Below are 17,010 nucleotides of genomic sequence, written 5' to 3'. Positions count from 1 at the left end.
CAGTCTAACATTACGGATGAACGGCCCATCCCCCATTGGTCACGGGGGCAAGCGATCAGGCCGGTTCAAGCAAACCTGCAAGCCCAACGGGGTCGGGTGTATCACGGAATGGCAACCGGCCCCAGCACGGTACCGGCAGCCTGGACTTCAACAGCGTGAAGTTGTCGTCCGCCCGTTCCATGGCCGGGTCGATGTCGTTGGCGATCCAGCCCGCCAGAGGCAGCCCGTCGGCCTCGATGGCGCGGGCGGTCAGCCGCGCATGGTTGATGCAGCCCAGCCGCAGGCCCACCACCATCACCACCGGCAGACCCAGGGCGCGCACCAGATCGGCCTGTTCCAGCTTGGGGCCGAGCGGCGCCGCCCAGCCGCCCACGCCCTCGACCACCACGGCATCGGTCTGCGCGCGCAGGCGCGCGAAGGCCTGCAGCATCGGCTCCAGCCGCACCTCCACGCCTGCATCGCGCGCGGCCAGTTCCGGCGCCAGCGGCTGCGGCAAGGCGTATGGATTGACGTCCTCGTAGCGCGGTCGTGGATCGCTGGCCGCCTGCAGGGCCAGTGCATCCTCGTTGCGCCAGCCGTCGGCCGTCGCCTCGCAGCCGCTTGCCAGCGGCTTCATGCCGACCGCACGCAGCCCGCGATTGCGTAATGCGTGCACAAGCGTGGCGCTGGCGACCGACTTGCCGATGCCGGTGTCGGTGCCGGTCACGAACCAGCCACGGCTCACGGGCCGCCTCCGGGCGCCGCGTGCGCACTGTTAGACTGCGGGAAAGAGGCGCTCATGTTCACCAGCGAAAGTCTAAGCGGCACCAAGCCGGAACAGTACGAACAGCTGCTCGCGCAGGCGCGCGCGCTCGTCCATGGCGAGCGCGACCGCATCGCCAATGCGGCCAACCTGTCGGCCCTGGTCTACCACGCGCTGCCGGGCCTCAACTGGGCCGGTTTCTATTTCTTCGACGGCACCGAGCTGGTCGTCGGCCCCTTCCAGGGCCTGCCCGCTTGCGTGCGCATCCCGCTGGACAAGGGCGTGTGCGGTGCGGCAGCGTCGAGCCGGCAGACGCAGCGCATCCGCGACGTGCACGAATTCCCCGGCCACATCGCCTGCGATTCGGCCTCCAATTCCGAGCTGGTCGTACCGCTGGTGGCGGGCAATGGCGACCTGGTCGGCGTGTTCGACCTGGACAGCCCGCAGTTCGACCGCTTCGATGCCGACGACCAGGCCGGGCTCGAAGCGATCGCGCGCGTCTTCGTGGAGTCACTGGAATGACCAGCACCGACAAGCTGCGCAACATCGGTCCGAAATCCGCGGCCTGGCTGCGCCAGGTCGGCCTGCGCACGCGCGAGGACCTGGCCGCGGTGGGCACGGTCGAGGCCTTCATGCGCGTCAAGCGCGCCGGCTTCAAGCCCACGCTCAACCTGCTCTACGCCATCGAGGGCGCCCTGCAGGACTGCCACTGGCAGGAGATCCCCGACACCCGTCGCAGCGAACTGATCATCGCTGCCGACGCCGCCATCGCGCAGTTGCCGCCACCGCGCTACAAGCCCGCTGCGGCGCCGGTCACCACGACCCAGATGAGCGAAGACTCGTCGATGGCCATGCCAACGCTGTTCGACGAGCCAGGCGAGCGCGACTGAGCGCTCCGGCACTTCATCCACTCACGAACGCTTAGCCCACGCGCCGGCGATCGCGTAGACTGCGCGCGCTTTCAGGTGATCCGCCGGCTCCGGCCGTCGGGTTGAAACGGGAAGCCGGTGACGTCCCGCATCGCGCGACCATTCCGGCACTGCCCCCGCAACGGTAAGCGAGCAGGTCGCGGTACAGGCCACTGTGCATGTGCATGGGAAGGCGCCGCGACCGGAGCATGCCTCCACTCGCGAGTCCGGAGACCGGCCTGCCAGCAGGGTCATTCGACCCGCCACTGGTTGCGATGCGGAGGGCGTCGCGGCGGCGTCGCCTTCGCGATCCTTGCATCGGCCCGCAGCCCACTCTTCCTCGCAGCCTCCCGCATGCACCGCGGCGATCCGGGGACGGCTTGCCGCGCGATGGAGACCATTGATGCCGATCCGCCGCCTCACCTTCACCGCCGCCTGCGCGAGCGCCCTTTTCCTGCCGGTTGTCGCCTTGGCCCAGTCCGCGGGCGATGCGACCGATCTCGACCAGGTCGTCGTCACGTCCAACCGCACCGCGATCAGCGTCAACGATGCGTTGGCGCCGGTGGAAGTCATCGACGCCGAACAGATCCGCCGCAGCCAGGCGCGTTCGCTCCCCGACCTGCTGCGTGGCCGCGCCGGCATCTCGATGACCAGCCAGGGCGGCCAGGGCAAGCTGACCACGCTGTTCCTGCGCGGCGCCGAATCCGACCACGTGCTGGTGCTGGTGGACGGCATCCGCATCGGTTCGTCCACGTCCGGACTGGCTTCGTTCCAGGACCTGCCGATCGAGATGATCGAACGCGTGGAGATCGTGCGCGGCCCGCGCGCCAGCCTGTACGGAAGCGACGCGATCGGCGGCGTCATCCAGGTGTTCACCCGGCGCGATCGCGGCGCGTTCGTGCCGCGCGTACGCTTCGACGTCGGCAGCAACGACAGTCTCGGCTATGGCATGGGCTTTGGCGGTGCGAGCGAGCGCGCGTGGTTCGGCGCGGACTTCCAGCACACCCGGACCGACGGCATCAACTCCTGCAACGGCTATTTCGATCCGATCACGTTCGAAGGCGCCGGCTGCTTCATCGCACCGGGTTCGCAGCCCGACCGCGACGGCTACGAGAAGGACGCGCTGTCGCTGCGCGGTGGTGTCGCCTTCAACGAACAATGGACGCTCGAAGGTCACGCCCTGCGCAACGAGGGCGACAACGAGTTCGACGGCGATTTCACGAACCGTTCCGAGACCGTGCAGCAGGTCATTGGCGGCAAGCTGCGCTGGCGTCCGAGCGAGCACGTCGACCTGCACCTCACCGCGGGCCGCAACGTCGACTCCTCCGACAACTTCCTCGACGACACGTTCGTCGATTTCTTCAGCACCGACCGCGACAGCGCCACGCTGCAGGGCGACTTCGGCATCGCCGGCGACCAGTTGATCAGCGTGGGCCTGGACTGGCTGCGCGACCGCGTCGAGGCGACCACGCAGTACGACGAGACCGAGCGCGACAACAAGGCGGCCTTCGTGCAGTACCAGGCGCGTTTCGGCGCGCAGTCGCTGGAAGCCAGCGTCCGTCGCGACGACAACGAGCAGTTCGGCGGCCATACCACCGGCAGCGCGGCATGGGGCCTCAACTTCGCCGACGCTTGGCGCGTCACCGCCGGCTACGGCACCGCGTTCAAGGCACCGACGTTCAACGAGTTGTATTTCCCGTTCTTCAGCAACCCGAACCTCGCTCCCGAGGAATCGGACACCTGGGAGCTTGGCCTGGCGTGGCAGGGCGACGCCCTGACCTTGCGTGCCGATGCGTTCAGTACGGAGGTCGACGACCTGATCGCCTTCGATGCCAGCCAGAACCGGCCCAACAACGTCGAAAGCGCCCGCATGCGTGGCGTGGAGCTGGGCGCGGACGCGAGCTTCGCGGGCTTCGACCTGTCCGGCGCCATCAGCTATCTCGACACCGATAACCGCAGCGGCGACTACCGCGGCAATGAGCTGGCGCGCCGCGCGCGCAACAGCGCACGCCTCGACGTCGACCGTTCGTTCGGCGCGTTCCGGTTCGGCATCACCGCGGTCGGCGAAGGCCCGCGCTACGACGACGTCGCCAACACGCGTCGCCTCGGCGGGTACGGCACCCTCGACCTGCGTGCGGAGTACGCCTTCACGCAATCGCTGACCCTGCAGGCCCGTCTGGCCAATGCCTTCGACCGCGAGTACGAAACGGTGGGCTACTACAACCAGCCCGGTCGCGAGTGGTACCTGACGCTGCGCTACGCGCCGGCACAGTAAGCGCAGGTAGGCTCTCGACGAAGAAGCCCCTGCAGACGGAGGGGCTTCTGCTTTCACGTACCGCTATCGGCGATCATTCGATCCCGAAGCACTAGTACGTGTACTGCACCTGCGCCCCAGAGCTTGTCGGTATCGACGGTGCGTGAGCGGTCATCCGATGCGTACCGGGCGTACTTCAGCAATCCGGTCAGGCCCTTCAGGCTGAACAACGCGCGCGAGTAGGAGACGTCGAACTCGTTGCCGAAGTCGACGCTGCCGCGCTCGCTGCGGAAGTCGTGATACCACAGCTGCACGGTTCCGCCGGCCAGCGGCGCACTCGCCCCGACATAGACGTCTTCCAGTCCGTCCGCGGGCGTGGTCAGGAACACGTCGGCCCAGCCGTTGAAGACGTGCTTGGTGGCCAGCGGTGTCTGGAACGCACGATTGCCGCTACCCTCGCCCGCGCCCAGTGACTCGAAGCCACCCTTGAGCTGCACGCCCTTCACCTTGTAACCCGCCTCCGCGAACAGGTACTCGCTGTCCAGCCGCCACGGGTTGTGGTCGTAGTCCTTCTGCTGCGCGTACTCCAGCGCATAGCTGAAGGCATCGATGTCGCCATTGAGCCGCAGGCCCGTGGTCGTGCTCGACAAGGTGCCGAGCGGAGCACCCACCGCGACCGCGATGTTGTCCAGCCCGAGCCGGTACTGGTAGGCCGTCGCGACGAGTTCGGGCATTAGCCGGTACTGCAGGTTCAGCAGATGGCTGTGCCCTTCGATGTTCGCGGGGTTGGTGGCCGCGGCGTAAGGGCCGTTGTCGGGCCCGAAGACGGTGTTCACCTGGTCGACGTAGGCATAGGTGAAGGTCAGTGCATTGATGGGCCTGAACTGCACCAGCGCCGCATCGAAGGTCTGCTCGTTCTGCCGCCACGCGACACCACCCACGAAGCGCTGGTTGTCCAGGTTGATGCGCTGCCGCCCGGCGACCACGCTTCCCTGTTCGGCGTCATAGCGGATCAGGACCTGATTGACCTCACTGCCTTTCGGGTCGGGCACGGCCGAGTAGCCGGTCTGCCCATTGCGCGTGTCGTTGAAGTGATCGCCATCGAGGTGGCTCACCGCATCGAACTCGACCAGCCCGGAAAAGCCATTCCATGCCCCGGTCTGATAGCCCACGCGGGCTCGCAGCGTATTCGCCCTTGCGTCACGCAAGGCGTTGTCCTGATCGACCTGTTCGAACCGGTATCGCAGGTCGAGGATCGGCTTGCCGCTCTCGAAGAGGTCCGACGGCCGGTCCGCCGCTGGCGCGGACCAGGGCAGCGCGAGCAGCGCCAGCAGGGCGCTGGCGCCGGGGGGGAGGTGATTCGCTTTCATGTGTACTTCCAGGTGGGTAGAAGAGTTGAATGCAGGCATCGCGGGCACAGTGGCCCGCGTCCCGGGAACCTGTGGTGAGGTGTCAGCCCGCTCTGCGGTGCTCGGCGGCGCCGACGATCTCCGGCAAGTCGGTCTGGTCGCGGATCTGCGGAAAGCGCTCGCGCTCCATCCGGCGGATCGACACATGCATCCATGCGAGCGAGACGGCCACCAGCACGAACAGCAACATGAAGCAGCCGGTCCAGATCCCCAGTACGTCATTGAGGAAGCCGAAGGCGATCGGCAGCACGAAGCCGCCCAGGCCGCCGATCATCCCCACGACACCGCCGACCGAGCCCACGTGCTCCGGGTAATACACGGGCACGTGCTTGTAGACCGCCGCCTTGCCCAGCGACATGAAGAACCCGAGCACGAACACCAGCACGGTGAAGGGCCCAATCCCGATTGCCAGGTGGAATGCGACGTCGCCCTTGATGCCCTTGATTACGTACTGGGTATCGGGATACGCCAGCAGGAACGCGCACAGCAGCGACACGATGAACGTCCAGTACATCACCAGCCGCGCGCCGAACCGGTCCGAGAGCCAGCCGCCAACGATGCGGAACAGGCTGCCCGGGATCGAATAGCACGCCGCAATCAGCCCGGCGGTGCGCACGTCCAGGCCATAGGCGCCTATCAGGTATCGCGGCAACCACAGCGCCAGCGCGACGAAGCCGCCGAATACGAAGAAGTAGTAAAGCGAGAAGCGCCACACCTGCTGCTTCGCCAGCGGCTTCATCTGCTCGGCGAACGACATCGGCTTCACCTTCTGCCTGGCGCGATGCGCCTGGGATGGGTCCTCCCTCGTGCAGACGAAGAAGATCACGGCGGCCACGGCAATCGCGACCGCCCATACCTTGGCCACCATGGTCCAGCCGTACGCGACCATCACCATAGGAGCGAGCAGCTTGGTGACCGCGGAGCCCACGTTCCCCGCGCCAAAGATGCCCAGCGCCATGCCCTGCCTGTCGGCCGGGAACCATTTGGAGACGTACGCGATTCCCACCGAGAACGATCCACCTGCGATTCCCACCAGCAACGCGGCGAACAGGAATTGCCAATAGGTGTGCGCGTAGATCAGCAGCCAGGTGGCGGCGGCGCTGCACAGCATCACGATGGTCAGGACGCGGCGGCCACCGATCTGGTCCGTGAGCACGCCCAGGTTGACGCGGATGAGCGAGCCGCTCAGCACCGGCATCGCGATCAGCAGGCCGAAGCGCGTGTCGTCGAGTCCGAGTTGCTGCTTTATCTGGATGCCGATGATCGAGAAGATCATCCACACGGCGAAGCAGACGGTGAAGGCAAAGGCACTGAGCCACAAGGCCCGTTGCTGTTGGCCGGGTGTCACATGATCGAGTTCCTGCATGATCGGCCTTCCGGTACTGATTGTGAAACTTGCCGCCGATCGCCGGACGCGCTCTGCGGTCGCGCCTGGCAACCGGGCTCCTGCGACTGGCTTAGGAGCAGCGTCACGCAGGCGCTCCCCGATGTTCCAGGCCACGTACGCCATGGCGTTCGAACAGCGTGGCCACGTAGCGGTGCAGCGCGGCCTGCGCTGCGGTCTTTTCGAGGTGGGAGCGGATCAGCGGATGCGCGTCCTCGAACGTCAACGCTTCGCCATGCAGGAGCTCTTCGACCAGAACCACGTGGAATCCGTAGCGGGACTCGATGGCGTCTTGCGCCAGCCCGGGTGCAAGACTGAACACACGCCGTTCGAACTCCGGCGTCGTGGAGCCCCTGGTGATCCATCCGAGATCGCCTCCGTTCTCGCGGGAGGGACACGCCGAGTGGTGTCGCGCCAGTCCGGAAAACGCCGCCGGCGTGCAGCGAAGTTCTTCCAGCAACGTCCCAGCGAGGCACCGCGCGCCCTCCCGGTCGCGCGGATCGTCGGGCTGGGCAGCCAGCAGGATGTGGCGCAGGCGGGCACGATCCGGGCGGCGCAGCGCGCCGCGATTGCGCTCGTAATAGTTCCGGCACGTAGCGTCATCGGGCGGCGGTACGGACTCGAGCTGTCGTTGCACGAGCGCGCGGATGCATGCTTCCTCTGGCGTCTCTCCCGCGTGCAGCCGAACGCTGGAAGCCAATTCGTCCGCTTCGGCCTCCCGTTGCAACAGCCGCCGTACGACCAGTGCCCGCGCCGCTTCCGAGCGCGCGTGGTGGGGATCGGCTGACGGATGGTGCTGCATCTCGCGCGCGATCTCTGCCTCCCTGATGGCTTCCTCGCCCACCCATACCGTTGCAGCCGCGGCTGAGGCATCGGCCAGCGCGCTCACCGCGGCCGTGGTGGCGTCGGGAGCGCCCATCATCGACAACGGGATCGCGCGCGGAGCCATCAGCGAACGTTCCTGGAGGCCAGCTGGCGCCGGCGCACGCGCTGATATGGACGCGACAGGTACCCCAGCGGGATCGACCAGACGTGCACGAGACGTGTGAACGGGAACACGAGCAGCAGCGTCAGGCCAAGCAGCACGTGCGTCTTGTAGATCCAGTGCGCGTCCGCGATATGGGCCGCTGCATCGCCGCGGAAGGTGACGATGCGCTGGGCCCACTCGCCGAGCTTCATCATCTGCATCCCGTCCATGTGGTCTGAGGACACGATGATGGATGCCAGACCCAGCAACAGCTGGGCATACAGGAGCAGCAGCACGAGCAGGTCGCGACGGCTTCCGGTGGTGCGGATGCGCGCATCGAACAGCCTGCGCCACAGCAGGATGGTCATTCCGGCCAGGCACATCACGCCGAACGATCCACCGATGGCCATCGCCAGGAGTTGTTTGGTCCCTGCGCCCAGGAACCGCTCGTAGGCCCAGTGCGGCGTCAGCAGGCCCACGAAATGCCCACACAGGATCGCGATGACGCCGAGGTGGAACCAGTTGCTTCCCAAGCGCATTCCGCGACCCGAAAGCAGTAGGCTGGAACCGGTCCGCCACGTGTAGGCGTCTAGGTCGTAGCGGGCCCAGCTGCCGAGCAGGAACACCGCGAGGGCGACGTACGGATACACCTGGAACAGGAGGATATCGAGCTTGCTCATGCAGGCCTCGCGACGGTGGAAGGCTCAGGAACTCCATGGCTTGGCGAAGGCGCGCAGGTGGCCGTGGTCTCGTCGGCGAAGCGGACCATCTCTTCCTCCCAGACCCGGTCCATGGCTTCGGGTGTGTCATCGGGAACTTCCCGTTCCACGCGACGACGCATCAGATCCAGGTCGACGTGCCCCTGGCCCAGTTCTGCGAGCATCTCGAACAGCACGGCGTATGCGCTTCCCCGCTGGTGTGCACGTGCTGCGAGCAGCTCCAGGATGTGGCCGATATGGCCCAGCCAGTCACGCACCTCGCCATCGGACCTTCGAGACAGATGCTCCAGCACGACGGGGAGATAGTCCGGGAGCTCGCGCGTAGCCAGCTCCTCGCCGTTGCGGCGGTAGGTGTCGATGAGATCGACCATGGCCTGGCCGCGATCCCGCGACTCCCCGTGGATGTGTTCGAACAGCAGCAGGCTCATCGCACGGCCCCGGTCGAACACCTCCAGCCAGCGCTCCTGCGCATCGATGACATCCCGGTCCAGCAACGAGGTTAAGAACGCGACGAGTTGCGCACGACGCGCGTCGGGCAGCTCCGCATGCCGGGCCGCTTCCAGCAGTTCCCCGCAATGCGACCACAGCTCCTCGCGCGGGTAGTCCATCACCGCGGCGATGACGCGGAGCGCCTTCATGCGCGTTCCCTCCCAACGGACTGGCGGGCCTGCGGAACCTGGTAGGCGCGGCTGCTCCTGCCTCCGAATAACGTTTCGGCCTGGCTCGGAGGCGCGCAACCCTGGCCGAAGGAGAAGCCACACCCTCCACGTTCGCCGAAGGCATCGTCCGCGTACTCACGATGGCCGCTCGGCACGACGAACCGGTCCTCGTAGTCGGCGATGGCGAGATAGCGGTACATGGACTCGGCTTGCGCGACGCTCAGGCCAACCTGATCGAGCACGGCCGTGTCCTCCACCCCGTCCACGTTCAGTGCGCGACGCCACGCGCGCATGGCCAGCATGCGTTCCATCGCGGCGACCACTGGGGCTTCGTCACCTGCCGTGAGCAGGTTCGCGAGATAGCGAACCGGAATTCGCAACGAACGCACGTCGGGGATTTCGCCGCTCATGCCCACCGTGCCGGCATCGGCAGCGGACTGGATCGGGGAAAGGGGCGGCACGTACCAAACCATTGGCAGCGTCCGGTACTCGGGGTGCAGCGGCAGCGCGAGCTTCCAGTCCACCGCCAGCTTGTAGACCGGCGACCGCTGCGCCGCTTCGAGCCAGTCTTCCGCGATGCTTTCGGCGCGCGCGGCCTCGATCACCTTCGGGTCGCTTGGATCGAGGAACAGGTCGAGGTGCGCCTGGTAGATTCCCTTCTCTTCGGGCGTCGCCGCGGCCTGTTCGATGTGATCGGCGTCGTAGAGCATCACGCCCAGATACCTGATGCGGCCGACGCATGTCTCCGAGCAGACGGTTGGCTCGCCCATCTCGATGCGCGGGTAGCAGAAGATGCACTTCTCGGACTTCCCGCTTTTCCAGTTGTAGTAGATCTTCTTGTACGGACAGGCCGAGACGCACATGCGCCAGCCGCGGCACTTGTCCTGGTCGATCAGGACGATGCCGTCCTCCTCTCGCTTGTAAATGGATCCGCTCGGGCAGGAGGCCACGCATGCCGGGTTGAGGCAGTGCTCGCACAAGCGTGGCAGGTACATCATGAAGGTCTTCTCGAACGCGCCGTAGATCTCGCGCTGCACCTGCTCGAAGTTCGTGTCCCTGGACCGCTTGGCGAACTCGGTGCCGAGGATCTCCTCCCAGTTGGGCCCCCACTTGATCGCCTGCATGCGTTCGCCCGTGATCAGCGAGCGGGGACGCGCGGTGGGCTGGTGCGCGCCTTCCGGGGCTTCATGGAGGTGCTGGTACTCGAAGTCGAACGGCTCGTAGTAGTCGTCGATCTGCGGCAGATCGGGGTTGGCGAAGATCTTCGACAGCAACCGCCAGCGCGCGCCAGCCTTCAGTTGCAGGCGGCCGTGCGCGTCACGCACCCAGCCGCCGTTCCACCGGTCCTGGTTCTCCCATTCCATCGGATAGCCGACGCCCGGCTTGGTCTCGACGTTGTTGAACCATGCGTATTCGACGCCTTCGCGCGAGGTCCACACGTTCTTGCAGGTGACCGAACAGGTGTGGCAGCCGATGCACTTGTCCAGGTTGAGCACCATCGCGATCTGTGCGCGGACTTTCATCGGGACGCGACCTCCTGCATCGATGCGTGCTGGACCGGCTCTCCGTCCAGCCAGTCGACGCGGCTCATCTTCCGGACGATGACGAACTCGTCGCGATTGGTGCCGGTCGTACCGTAGTAGTTGAAGCCGTATGCGAACTGCGCGTAGCCGCCGATCATGTGCGTGGGCTTGACCACCGCGCGCGTCACGGAGTTGTGGATGCCGCCGCGCGTGCCGGTGATCTGCGACCCGGGCGTGTTAACGATGCGCTCCTGCGCGTGGTACATCATCGCCATGCCGTCCATGACCCGCTGGCTGACGACCGCGCGCGCGGCGATCGCGCCGTTGACGTTGAACAGCTCGATCCAGTCGTTGTCCTCGATGCCCGCCCGGCGCGCGTCGTTCTCGCTCAGCCAGACGATCGGTCCGCCCCGGGACAGCGTCAGCATGATCAGGTTGTCGGAATAGGTGCTGTGGATGCCCCACTTCTGGTGCGGCGTGATCCAGTTGAGGACGATTTCCTGATGGCCGTTGGGGCGCGTGCCCAGCAGCGGAAGCACAGTGCGTGTGTCGACTGGCGGCCGGTAGCCCATGAAGCCCTCGCCGAAGGCGAGCATCCACTCGTGGTCCATGTAGAACTGCTGGCGCCCGGTGAGCGTGCGCCAGGGAATGAGTTCGTGGACGTTGGTGTAGCCGGCGTTGTAGCTGACGTGTTCGTCTTCCAGCCCTGACCAGATCGGCGAGGAAATGATCTTGCGTGGCTGGGCCTGGACGTCACGGAAGCGGATTGCCTCGTGCTCCTTGCCGCGGGCGAGATGAGTGTGGTCGCGGCCGGTGAATTCACCCAGCGACTTCCACGCCTTGACGGCCACGTGGCCGTTGGTCTCGGGTGCCAGGTGCAGGATCACTTCGGCGGCGTCGATGGCCGATTCGATGCAGGGGCGTCCTTCGCCCACGCCTTCCTGTGTGCTGCGGTGGTTGAGCTGGCCCAGGAACTCCACTTCTTCCCGCGTATCCCACGACAGGCCCTTGCCGCCATTGCCCAGCTTGTCCAGCAGCGGGCCCAGCGAGGTGAACTTGCGGTAGAGGTTGGGATAGTCGCGCTCGACCACCGCCATCGCCGGCATCGTCTTTCCCGGAATGGGCTCACATTCGCCCCGCTTCCAGTCGGTGACGCCGAAGGGCATGGCGAGTTCGCCGGGGGTGTCGTGCAAGATGGGCGAGAGTACGAGGTCCTTTTCCACGCCAAGCACGCCGGGCGCCAGTTCGCTGACGGTGCGGGCGATGCCCTTGAAGATGTCCCAGTCGCTGCGCGCCTCCCATGCAGGATCCACCGCCTTGGACAGCGGATGGATGAAGGGGTGCATGTCGGACGTGTTGAGGTCGTACTTCTCGTACCACGTGGCGGTGGGAAGCACGATGTCGGAGTACAGCGCCGTCGTGCACATGCGGAAGTCCAGCGTCACCAGCAGGTCGAGCTTTCCTTCGGGCGCGTCGTCGCGCCATACGACCTCCTGCGGCTTGACGCCACCTTCTTCGCCCAGGTCCTTGCCCTGCACGCCATGCCGGGTGCCCAGCAGGTGCCTGAGCATGTACTCGTGGCCCTTGCCCGAGGAGCCGAGCAGGTTCGAGCGCCAGATGAACATGTTGCGCGGATGGTTCTGCGGCGCATCCGGATCCGCGAACGCGAAGTCGAGGTTGCCCTCCTTGAGCTGCTGCACCGCGTACTGCACCGGGTCGACTCCGTCTGCCTGGGCCTGCCTCACCAGTTGCAACGGGTTGACATTGAGTTGCGGCGCCGACGGCAGCCACCCCATGCGTACAGCACGCAGGTTGAAGTCGACCAGCGAGCCGCTGTACTTCGACGCATCCGCCAGCGGGGACACGATCTCCGCCACGTCGAGCTTTTCGTATCGCCACTGGTCCGAGTTGAAGTAGAAGAACGAGGTTCCGTTCATCTGGCGCGGTGGACGGCACCAGTCGGTGGCGAACGCCAGCGGAATCCACCCCGATTGTGGACGCAGTTTCTCCTGGCCGACATAGTGCGCCCAGCCACCCCCGCTCTGGCCGACACACCCGCACATGACGAGCATGTTGATCAGCCCGCGGTAGTTCATGTCGTTGTGGTACCAGTGGTTCATCGCCGCACCGACGATGATCATGCTGCGGCCGCGCGTCTTGTCCGCAGTGCGTGCGAACTCGCGCGCGATCCGGATGACTTCGGCACGCGGCACGCCGGTGATGCGTTCCTGCCAGGCCGGGGTTCCCGGAACGTCCTCGTCGTAGCTGGAGGCCACGTGCTCGCCGCCAAAGCCGCGGTCCAGCCCGTACTGCGCCATGAGCAGGTCGTACGTCGTGGCGACGAGGGCGTCGTCGCCGTCGGCCAGGCGGACGCGGCGCACCGGAACATTCCTGCGCAGCACTTCCGGATGCGGGCTAGGGGTCCACATCGCATGCCCGGCTCCGCCAAAGTACGGAAAGCTCACCGCTTGAAGTCCGTCGTGCACGTCGGCCAGGCTCAACCGCAGCAGTACGTCGCGTCCGTGGCTTTCGCGCGGTTCGATGTTCCACTTTCCCTTCTCGCCCCAGCGGAATCCGACGGATCCGTTGGGAACCACCAGCGCATCGCTGCCCTCGTCGTAGGCCAGCGTCTTCCACTCCGGGTTGTTGGATTCGCCAAGTGCGCCGTCGATATCGCTGGCCCGCAGGTAACGGCCCGTTACGAGGGAGCCATCGTTCCGCCGGTCCAGGCGGACCAGCATGGGCATGTCCGAGTAACGCCGGCAGTAGTCCTGGAAGTAGGCGGAAGGGCTGTCGAGGTGGAACTCCCGCAGGATCACGTGACCGAATGCCAAAGCGAGGGCCGCGTCGGTGCCCTGCCTGGGATGCAGCCACACGTCGGTCAGCTTGGCGACTTCGGAGTAGTCCGGCGTGATCGCGACCGTCTTGGTACCGTTGTAGCGCGCCTCGGTGAAAAAGTGCGCGTCCGGCGTACGCGTCTGGGGCACGTTCGATCCCCAGGCGATGATGTAGCGACTGCTGTACCAGTCGGCCGATTCCGGCACGTCGGTCTGCTCGCCCCAGACCTGCGGCGACGCCGGTGGCAGATCGCAATACCAGTCGTAGAAGCTCAGGCACGCTCCGCCCAGGAGCGACAGGTAGCGGGCGCCAGCCGCGTAGCTGACCATCGACATCGCCGGGATCGGCGAGAAGCCGATCACGCGGTCCGGCCCATAACGCCGCACGGTGTAGAGGTTGGCGGCCGCGATCAGTTCGTTCGCCTCGTTCCAGTCCACCCGTACGAAGCCGCCCATGCCGCGCTTGCGCTTGTAGGAAGTGGCCTTGGCCTCGTCCTCGACGATGCTGGCCCAGGCATCCACGGGTGGGAACGTCCGGCGTGCTTCGCGCCACAACCGCAGCAGCGCGCCGCGCACCAGCGGATATTTCACGCGATTGGCGCTGTACAGGTACCACGAGTAGCTGGCGCCACGCGGACAGCCACGCGGTTCGTGGTTGGGCAGGTCGGGCCGCGTGCGCGGGTAGTCCGTCTGCTGCGTCTCCCACGTCACCAGCCCATTCTTGACGTATACCTTCCAGCTGCATGAGCCGGTGCAGTTCACGCCATGGGTGGATCGCACGACCTTGTCGTGCTGCCAGCGCTGGCGATATCCATCTTCCCAGCTGCGGTCTTCGCCGCGCGTTTCGCCGTGGCCGTCCGCGAAAGGTTCCGACGCGCGCCGGAAGAAGCTCAATCGGTCCAGGAAGTTGCTCATGGCTCAGGCTCCGGGGATACGGCGATCACGACAGGAGAAGCGGCGGATCAGCACGGTGCCTCCGCGCCCTTGCGGAAGTACCACCACCAGGTGATCACCACGCACGCCACGTAGAAGGCGACAAACCCGTACAAGGCTGCGTGCGGACCTCCGGTCATGGCGATCGACGTGCCGTAACTCCTGGGGACGAAGAAGCCGCCATAGGCCGCGATGGCCGAGCTGAAGCCCACCACGGCTGCCGATTCCAGGCCCGCCTGGCGCACCGCGAACTGGCGTGCCTGCTCATCGGCGGCGGCAACGCCGCGCTCGTGGAATGCGCGGAAGATCACTGGGATCATGCGGAACGTCGACGCGTTGCCGACGCCGGTTGCGACGAACAGCAGCATGAACATCGCGAGAAAGCCGGCGAAGTTGCCGCCACTGCCATGCGATGGCAGGAACCAGATCACGCCGAACACGCCGGCGATCATCGAGAGGAATACCCAGAACGTCATCGGCGCACCGCCGGTCTTGTCCGACAGCCAGCCGCCAACTGGGCGCGCCAGGGCGCCGACCAGCGGACCCAGCCACGCGTACGACAGCGGGTTCACCTGCGGAAACTGGGTCTTGATCAGCATCGGGAAGCCGGCGGAGAACCCGATGAATGAGCCGAACGTGCCCAGGTACAGCACGCACATCAGCCAGTTGTGCTTGCGGCGGAAGATCGCCGACTGCTCGGCCAGCGAGGATCTGGCGGCGGCCAGGTCGTTCATGCCGAACCAGGACAACAGCACGCACAGCAGCAGGAACGGCACCCAGATGAAGCCGGCGTTCTGCAGGTAGAGGATGCCGGCTGGCGCCTTCTGCGTGGCGGCGGTCACGACTCCGCCGCCACCGAGCGCGCCGAAGATGCCGCTTGCGATCACCAGCGGCACCACGAACTGCGTCGTGGAGACGCCCAGGTTGCCCAGGCCGGCGTTCATGCCCAGCGCATAGCCCTGCTTTTCCTTCGGGAAGAAGAAGGAGATGTTGGACATGCTGGAAGCGAAGTTGCCGCCGCCCAGTCCGCACAGGAGCGCGATGGCGACGAAATGCCAGTAGGGCGTTGCGGGGTCCTGCACGGCAACACCGAGCCAGAGGCATGGAAGGATCAGCGAGGCGGTGCTGATGGCCGTCCAGCGTCGCCCGCCGAAGACCGGCACCATGAACGAGTAGAAGATGCGCAGCGTCGCACCGGAGAGCGCGGGCAGCGCCGTCAGCCAGAACAGCTGGTCGTCGGTGAATGCGAAGCCGACGTCCCTCAGCTTCACCACGACCGCGGACATCAGCATCCAGACCGCGAAGGCCAGCAGTAGCGCCGGAATGGAGATCCAGAGGTTTCGCGTTGCGATGCGCTGCCCGGTCTCGTGCCAGAAGGTCGGGTTTTCCGGGCGCCAGTCCAGGAGGGTAGCGGCATTTCGGGAGGGATGATCGGAAGTCGTCGTGGACATGAGGAACACCCAGATGAGTGGAGGCCTCTGTCTCGTCGGCGGATGCCGCATCGGAATCGGGCCGATGCGAACTATCGATTCAGCCTCCTTGGTGGGCATTGATTGCAATCAACCGCATCCCACATTGCTCCTTTGTCGCAGCGATACGCGTGCATCGCGACCAGCGTTTCAACCGCGACGCATACGCACGCTGTCCCTCACGTCCACGTCGAAGCGGATCGCGAGCGCGCAACGTTCGCCATGGATCTCAAAGCGGATTCCGTCGCGCGACGGCAGCTCGCGCGCGTGATCGACGATCTGTCCGATCGGCAACGACAGACTCCATTCCAGCCAGTCCACTGCGAACCGCGGTGGCCCGGCATGCAGCCGAACAACGCGTCGAAGGGCGCGTCCATTGGGCAGCCTGGTCACGTCGGCGATAGCCTCGCCGGACAGCAGGCGCACCAGTTCGGATTCGTCCACGCGGAACCGGATCACACCTGTTTCGATCTGCACCCTCATGGTTCGGCGTCCTCGTTTCCGTGTGGCTGCTCGCCGCACAGCGAGCAGCCTTCGCTCCACTCGCTGTCTCCATCTGCGTAGTGCTCCAGCTTCCAGATCGGCGCGGAGTGCTTGAGCTGCTCGATCGCGCTGCGGCAAGCGCGGAAGGCCTCGTCGCGGTGGATCGTGCCCACCGCGATCACCACCGCGATGTCGCCCACGGCGAGGCGGCCACATGCGTGCGCCATGTACAGGCGCACGTCTGACCCGACCAGTCCGGTCAGCTTGCGGCGGATCTGGCGGAAGACGTTGAGGGCGAGTGGTTCGAAGATTTCATAGGTAATGCCCACGACGTCGCGCCCGCGGTTTTGGTTGCGAACGCGGCCCACGAACATGTTGATGCCGCCGTATCGCGGGTCGCAGACATGTGCCAGCGCGGCCGCCGGGTCGAGCCTGGCGCGGGCTGGGTCCACGATCCGGAAGCAGTCCTCGTGCATGTCAACCGCCGCTCACCGGCATCAGCACCGCGATCCGGCCATGGGCCGGCACGGGGTCGCGATCGCGCAGCAACGCCATGTCGTCGGCGAAGGCGCAACATTGCAGCGTTCCGGGTTGATATCGCGCCCAGCCCTGGAGGGCATGCGCCTCGAGGACACGACGCAGATCGGCGATGCATGCGCCGTCGCGGATCGTGAGGTGCACGCTGCCTTCTGGTTCCATCGCCCGCAGCGCACCGAACAATTC

At 66.0% G+C, this 17,010-nt stretch carries 15 protein-coding genes and 1 riboswitch; of the genes, 3 read left to right on the top strand and 12 right to left on the bottom strand.

The window, feature by feature from the left end; genetic code table 11:
- Positions 1-55: 55 nt before the first annotated feature.
- Positions 56-724, bottom strand: a complete 669-nt coding sequence (bioD, locus tag VFE83_RS01230) for a dethiobiotin synthase (RefSeq protein WP_324903042.1) — start codon at positions 722-724, stop codon at positions 56-58.
- A gap of 54 nt (positions 725-778) precedes the next feature.
- On the opposite strand from bioD, the gene VFE83_RS01225 reads away from it, so the two are divergent.
- The 3 genes from VFE83_RS01225 (at position 779) to btuB (ending at position 3,925) form a co-directional block, all read left to right on the top strand.
- Complete coding sequence (locus VFE83_RS01225) at positions 779-1,264, top strand: GAF domain-containing protein (protein WP_324903041.1); 486 nt, start codon at positions 779-781, stop codon at positions 1,262-1,264.
- Positions 1,261-1,632 carry a TfoX/Sxy family protein gene (locus VFE83_RS01220; protein WP_324903040.1) on the top strand — a complete coding sequence of 124 codons (372 nt, stop codon included), beginning with the start codon at positions 1,261-1,263 and terminating at the stop codon, positions 1,630-1,632. The genes VFE83_RS01225 and VFE83_RS01220 overlap by 4 nt, the downstream gene beginning before the upstream one ends.
- Before the next feature lie 56 nt (positions 1,633-1,688).
- Positions 1,689-1,907, top strand: a riboswitch (cobalamin riboswitch).
- 146 nt (positions 1,908-2,053) lie between these two features.
- Entirely contained in the window at positions 2,054-3,925 is a 1,872-nt protein-coding gene (gene btuB, locus VFE83_RS01215) for a TonB-dependent vitamin B12 receptor (RefSeq protein ID WP_324903039.1), read from the top strand.
- 53 nt (positions 3,926-3,978) lie between these two features.
- Here btuB and VFE83_RS01210 read toward each other — a convergent pair whose 3' ends face one another.
- The 11 genes from VFE83_RS01210 to VFE83_RS01160 all read right to left on the bottom strand — a co-directional run bounded on the left by VFE83_RS01210 (position 3,979) and on the right by VFE83_RS01160 (position 17,007).
- Positions 3,979-5,274: an alginate export family protein gene (locus VFE83_RS01210; protein ID WP_324903038.1), complete on the bottom strand. Its 1,296-nt coding sequence runs from the start codon at positions 5,272-5,274 to the stop codon at positions 3,979-3,981.
- An 82-nt stretch (positions 5,275-5,356) separates the two neighbouring features.
- The gene (locus VFE83_RS01205; RefSeq protein WP_324903083.1) at positions 5,357-6,679 is read right to left on the bottom strand and encodes a nitrate/nitrite transporter; all 1,323 of its coding nucleotides are present in this window, start codon (positions 6,677-6,679) and stop codon (positions 5,357-5,359) included.
- A gap of 103 nt (positions 6,680-6,782) precedes the next feature.
- Positions 6,783-7,646, bottom strand: coding sequence for a peptidylprolyl isomerase (locus VFE83_RS01200; RefSeq protein WP_324903037.1), 864 nt, complete (start codon positions 7,644-7,646; stop codon positions 6,783-6,785).
- Positions 7,646-8,344: a respiratory nitrate reductase subunit gamma gene (narI, locus tag VFE83_RS01195; protein ID WP_324903036.1), complete on the bottom strand. Its 699-nt coding sequence runs from the start codon at positions 8,342-8,344 to the stop codon at positions 7,646-7,648. Before narI ends, VFE83_RS01200 begins: the two co-directional genes overlap by 1 nt.
- A complete protein-coding gene (gene narJ, locus VFE83_RS01190; RefSeq protein ID WP_324903035.1) occupies positions 8,341-9,021 on the bottom strand; it encodes a nitrate reductase molybdenum cofactor assembly chaperone in 681 nt (226 codons plus the stop codon). Before narJ ends, narI begins: the two co-directional genes overlap by 4 nt.
- Positions 9,018-10,565 (bottom strand): nitrate reductase subunit beta, encoded by a 1,548-nt coding sequence (gene narH / locus VFE83_RS01185; RefSeq protein ID WP_324903034.1) that lies wholly within the window; start codon positions 10,563-10,565, stop codon positions 9,018-9,020. Before narH ends, narJ begins: the two co-directional genes overlap by 4 nt.
- Positions 10,562-14,317 (bottom strand): nitrate reductase subunit alpha, encoded by a 3,756-nt coding sequence (locus VFE83_RS01180; RefSeq protein WP_324903033.1) that lies wholly within the window; start codon positions 14,315-14,317, stop codon positions 10,562-10,564. The genes narH and VFE83_RS01180 overlap by 4 nt, the downstream gene beginning before the upstream one ends.
- Positions 14,318-14,364: 47 nt before the next feature.
- Positions 14,365-15,786 carry a NarK family nitrate/nitrite MFS transporter gene (locus VFE83_RS01175; RefSeq protein ID WP_324903032.1) on the bottom strand — a complete coding sequence of 474 codons (1,422 nt, stop codon included), beginning with the start codon at positions 15,784-15,786 and terminating at the stop codon, positions 14,365-14,367.
- Positions 15,787-15,954: 168 nt separating this feature from the next.
- Positions 15,955-16,287 carry a hypothetical protein gene (locus VFE83_RS01170; protein WP_324903031.1) on the bottom strand — a complete coding sequence of 111 codons (333 nt, stop codon included), beginning with the start codon at positions 16,285-16,287 and terminating at the stop codon, positions 15,955-15,957.
- Entirely contained in the window at positions 16,284-16,763 is a 480-nt protein-coding gene (locus VFE83_RS01165; protein WP_324903030.1) for a molybdenum cofactor biosynthesis protein MoaE, read from the bottom strand. The genes VFE83_RS01170 and VFE83_RS01165 overlap by 4 nt, the downstream gene beginning before the upstream one ends.
- Position 16,764: 1 nt before the next feature.
- On the bottom strand, positions 16,765-17,007 hold the full coding sequence (locus VFE83_RS01160; RefSeq protein WP_324903029.1) for a thiamine biosynthesis protein ThiS: 243 nt from the start codon (positions 17,005-17,007) through the stop codon (positions 16,765-16,767).
- Positions 17,008-17,010 lie beyond the last annotated feature (3 nt).

The sequence above is a fragment of the Lysobacter sp. genome, from assembly GCF_035655815.1.
Lineage (GTDB): Bacteria > Pseudomonadota > Gammaproteobacteria > Xanthomonadales > Xanthomonadaceae > Lysobacter_J.
The sequence above is the reverse complement of the archived record's forward strand: the minus strand, read 5'-3'. Positions and strand labels throughout refer to the sequence as shown.

Coding starts and splice junctions, on each gene's coding strand:
- VFE83_RS01200 (WP_324903037.1), bottom strand. CDS start 7,646: ATGGCTCCGCGCGCGATCCCGTTGTCGATGATGGGCGCTCCCGACGCC.
- VFE83_RS01180 (WP_324903033.1), bottom strand. CDS start 14,317: ATGAGCAACTTCCTGGACCGATTGAGCTTCTTCCGGCGCGCGTCGGAA.
- VFE83_RS01165 (WP_324903030.1), bottom strand. CDS start 16,763: ATGCACGAGGACTGCTTCCGGATCGTGGACCCAGCCCGCGCCAGGCTC.
- VFE83_RS01225 (WP_324903041.1), top strand. CDS start 779: ATGTTCACCAGCGAAAGTCTAAGCGGCACCAAGCCGGAACAGTACGAA.
- narH (WP_324903034.1), bottom strand. CDS start 10,565: ATGAAAGTCCGCGCACAGATCGCGATGGTGCTCAACCTGGACAAGTGC.
- VFE83_RS01210 (WP_324903038.1), bottom strand. CDS start 5,274: ATGAAAGCGAATCACCTCCCCCCCGGCGCCAGCGCCCTGCTGGCGCTG.
- VFE83_RS01175 (WP_324903032.1), bottom strand. CDS start 15,786: ATGTCCACGACGACTTCCGATCATCCCTCCCGAAATGCCGCTACCCTC.
- narI (WP_324903036.1), bottom strand. CDS start 8,344: ATGAGCAAGCTCGATATCCTCCTGTTCCAGGTGTATCCGTACGTCGCC.
- btuB (WP_324903039.1), top strand. CDS start 2,054: ATGCCGATCCGCCGCCTCACCTTCACCGCCGCCTGCGCGAGCGCCCTT.
- VFE83_RS01205 (WP_324903083.1), bottom strand. CDS start 6,679: ATGCAGGAACTCGATCATGTGACACCCGGCCAACAGCAACGGGCCTTG.
- narJ (WP_324903035.1), bottom strand. CDS start 9,021: ATGAAGGCGCTCCGCGTCATCGCCGCGGTGATGGACTACCCGCGCGAG.
- VFE83_RS01220 (WP_324903040.1), top strand. CDS start 1,261: ATGACCAGCACCGACAAGCTGCGCAACATCGGTCCGAAATCCGCGGCC.
- VFE83_RS01170 (WP_324903031.1), bottom strand. CDS start 16,287: ATGAGGGTGCAGATCGAAACAGGTGTGATCCGGTTCCGCGTGGACGAA.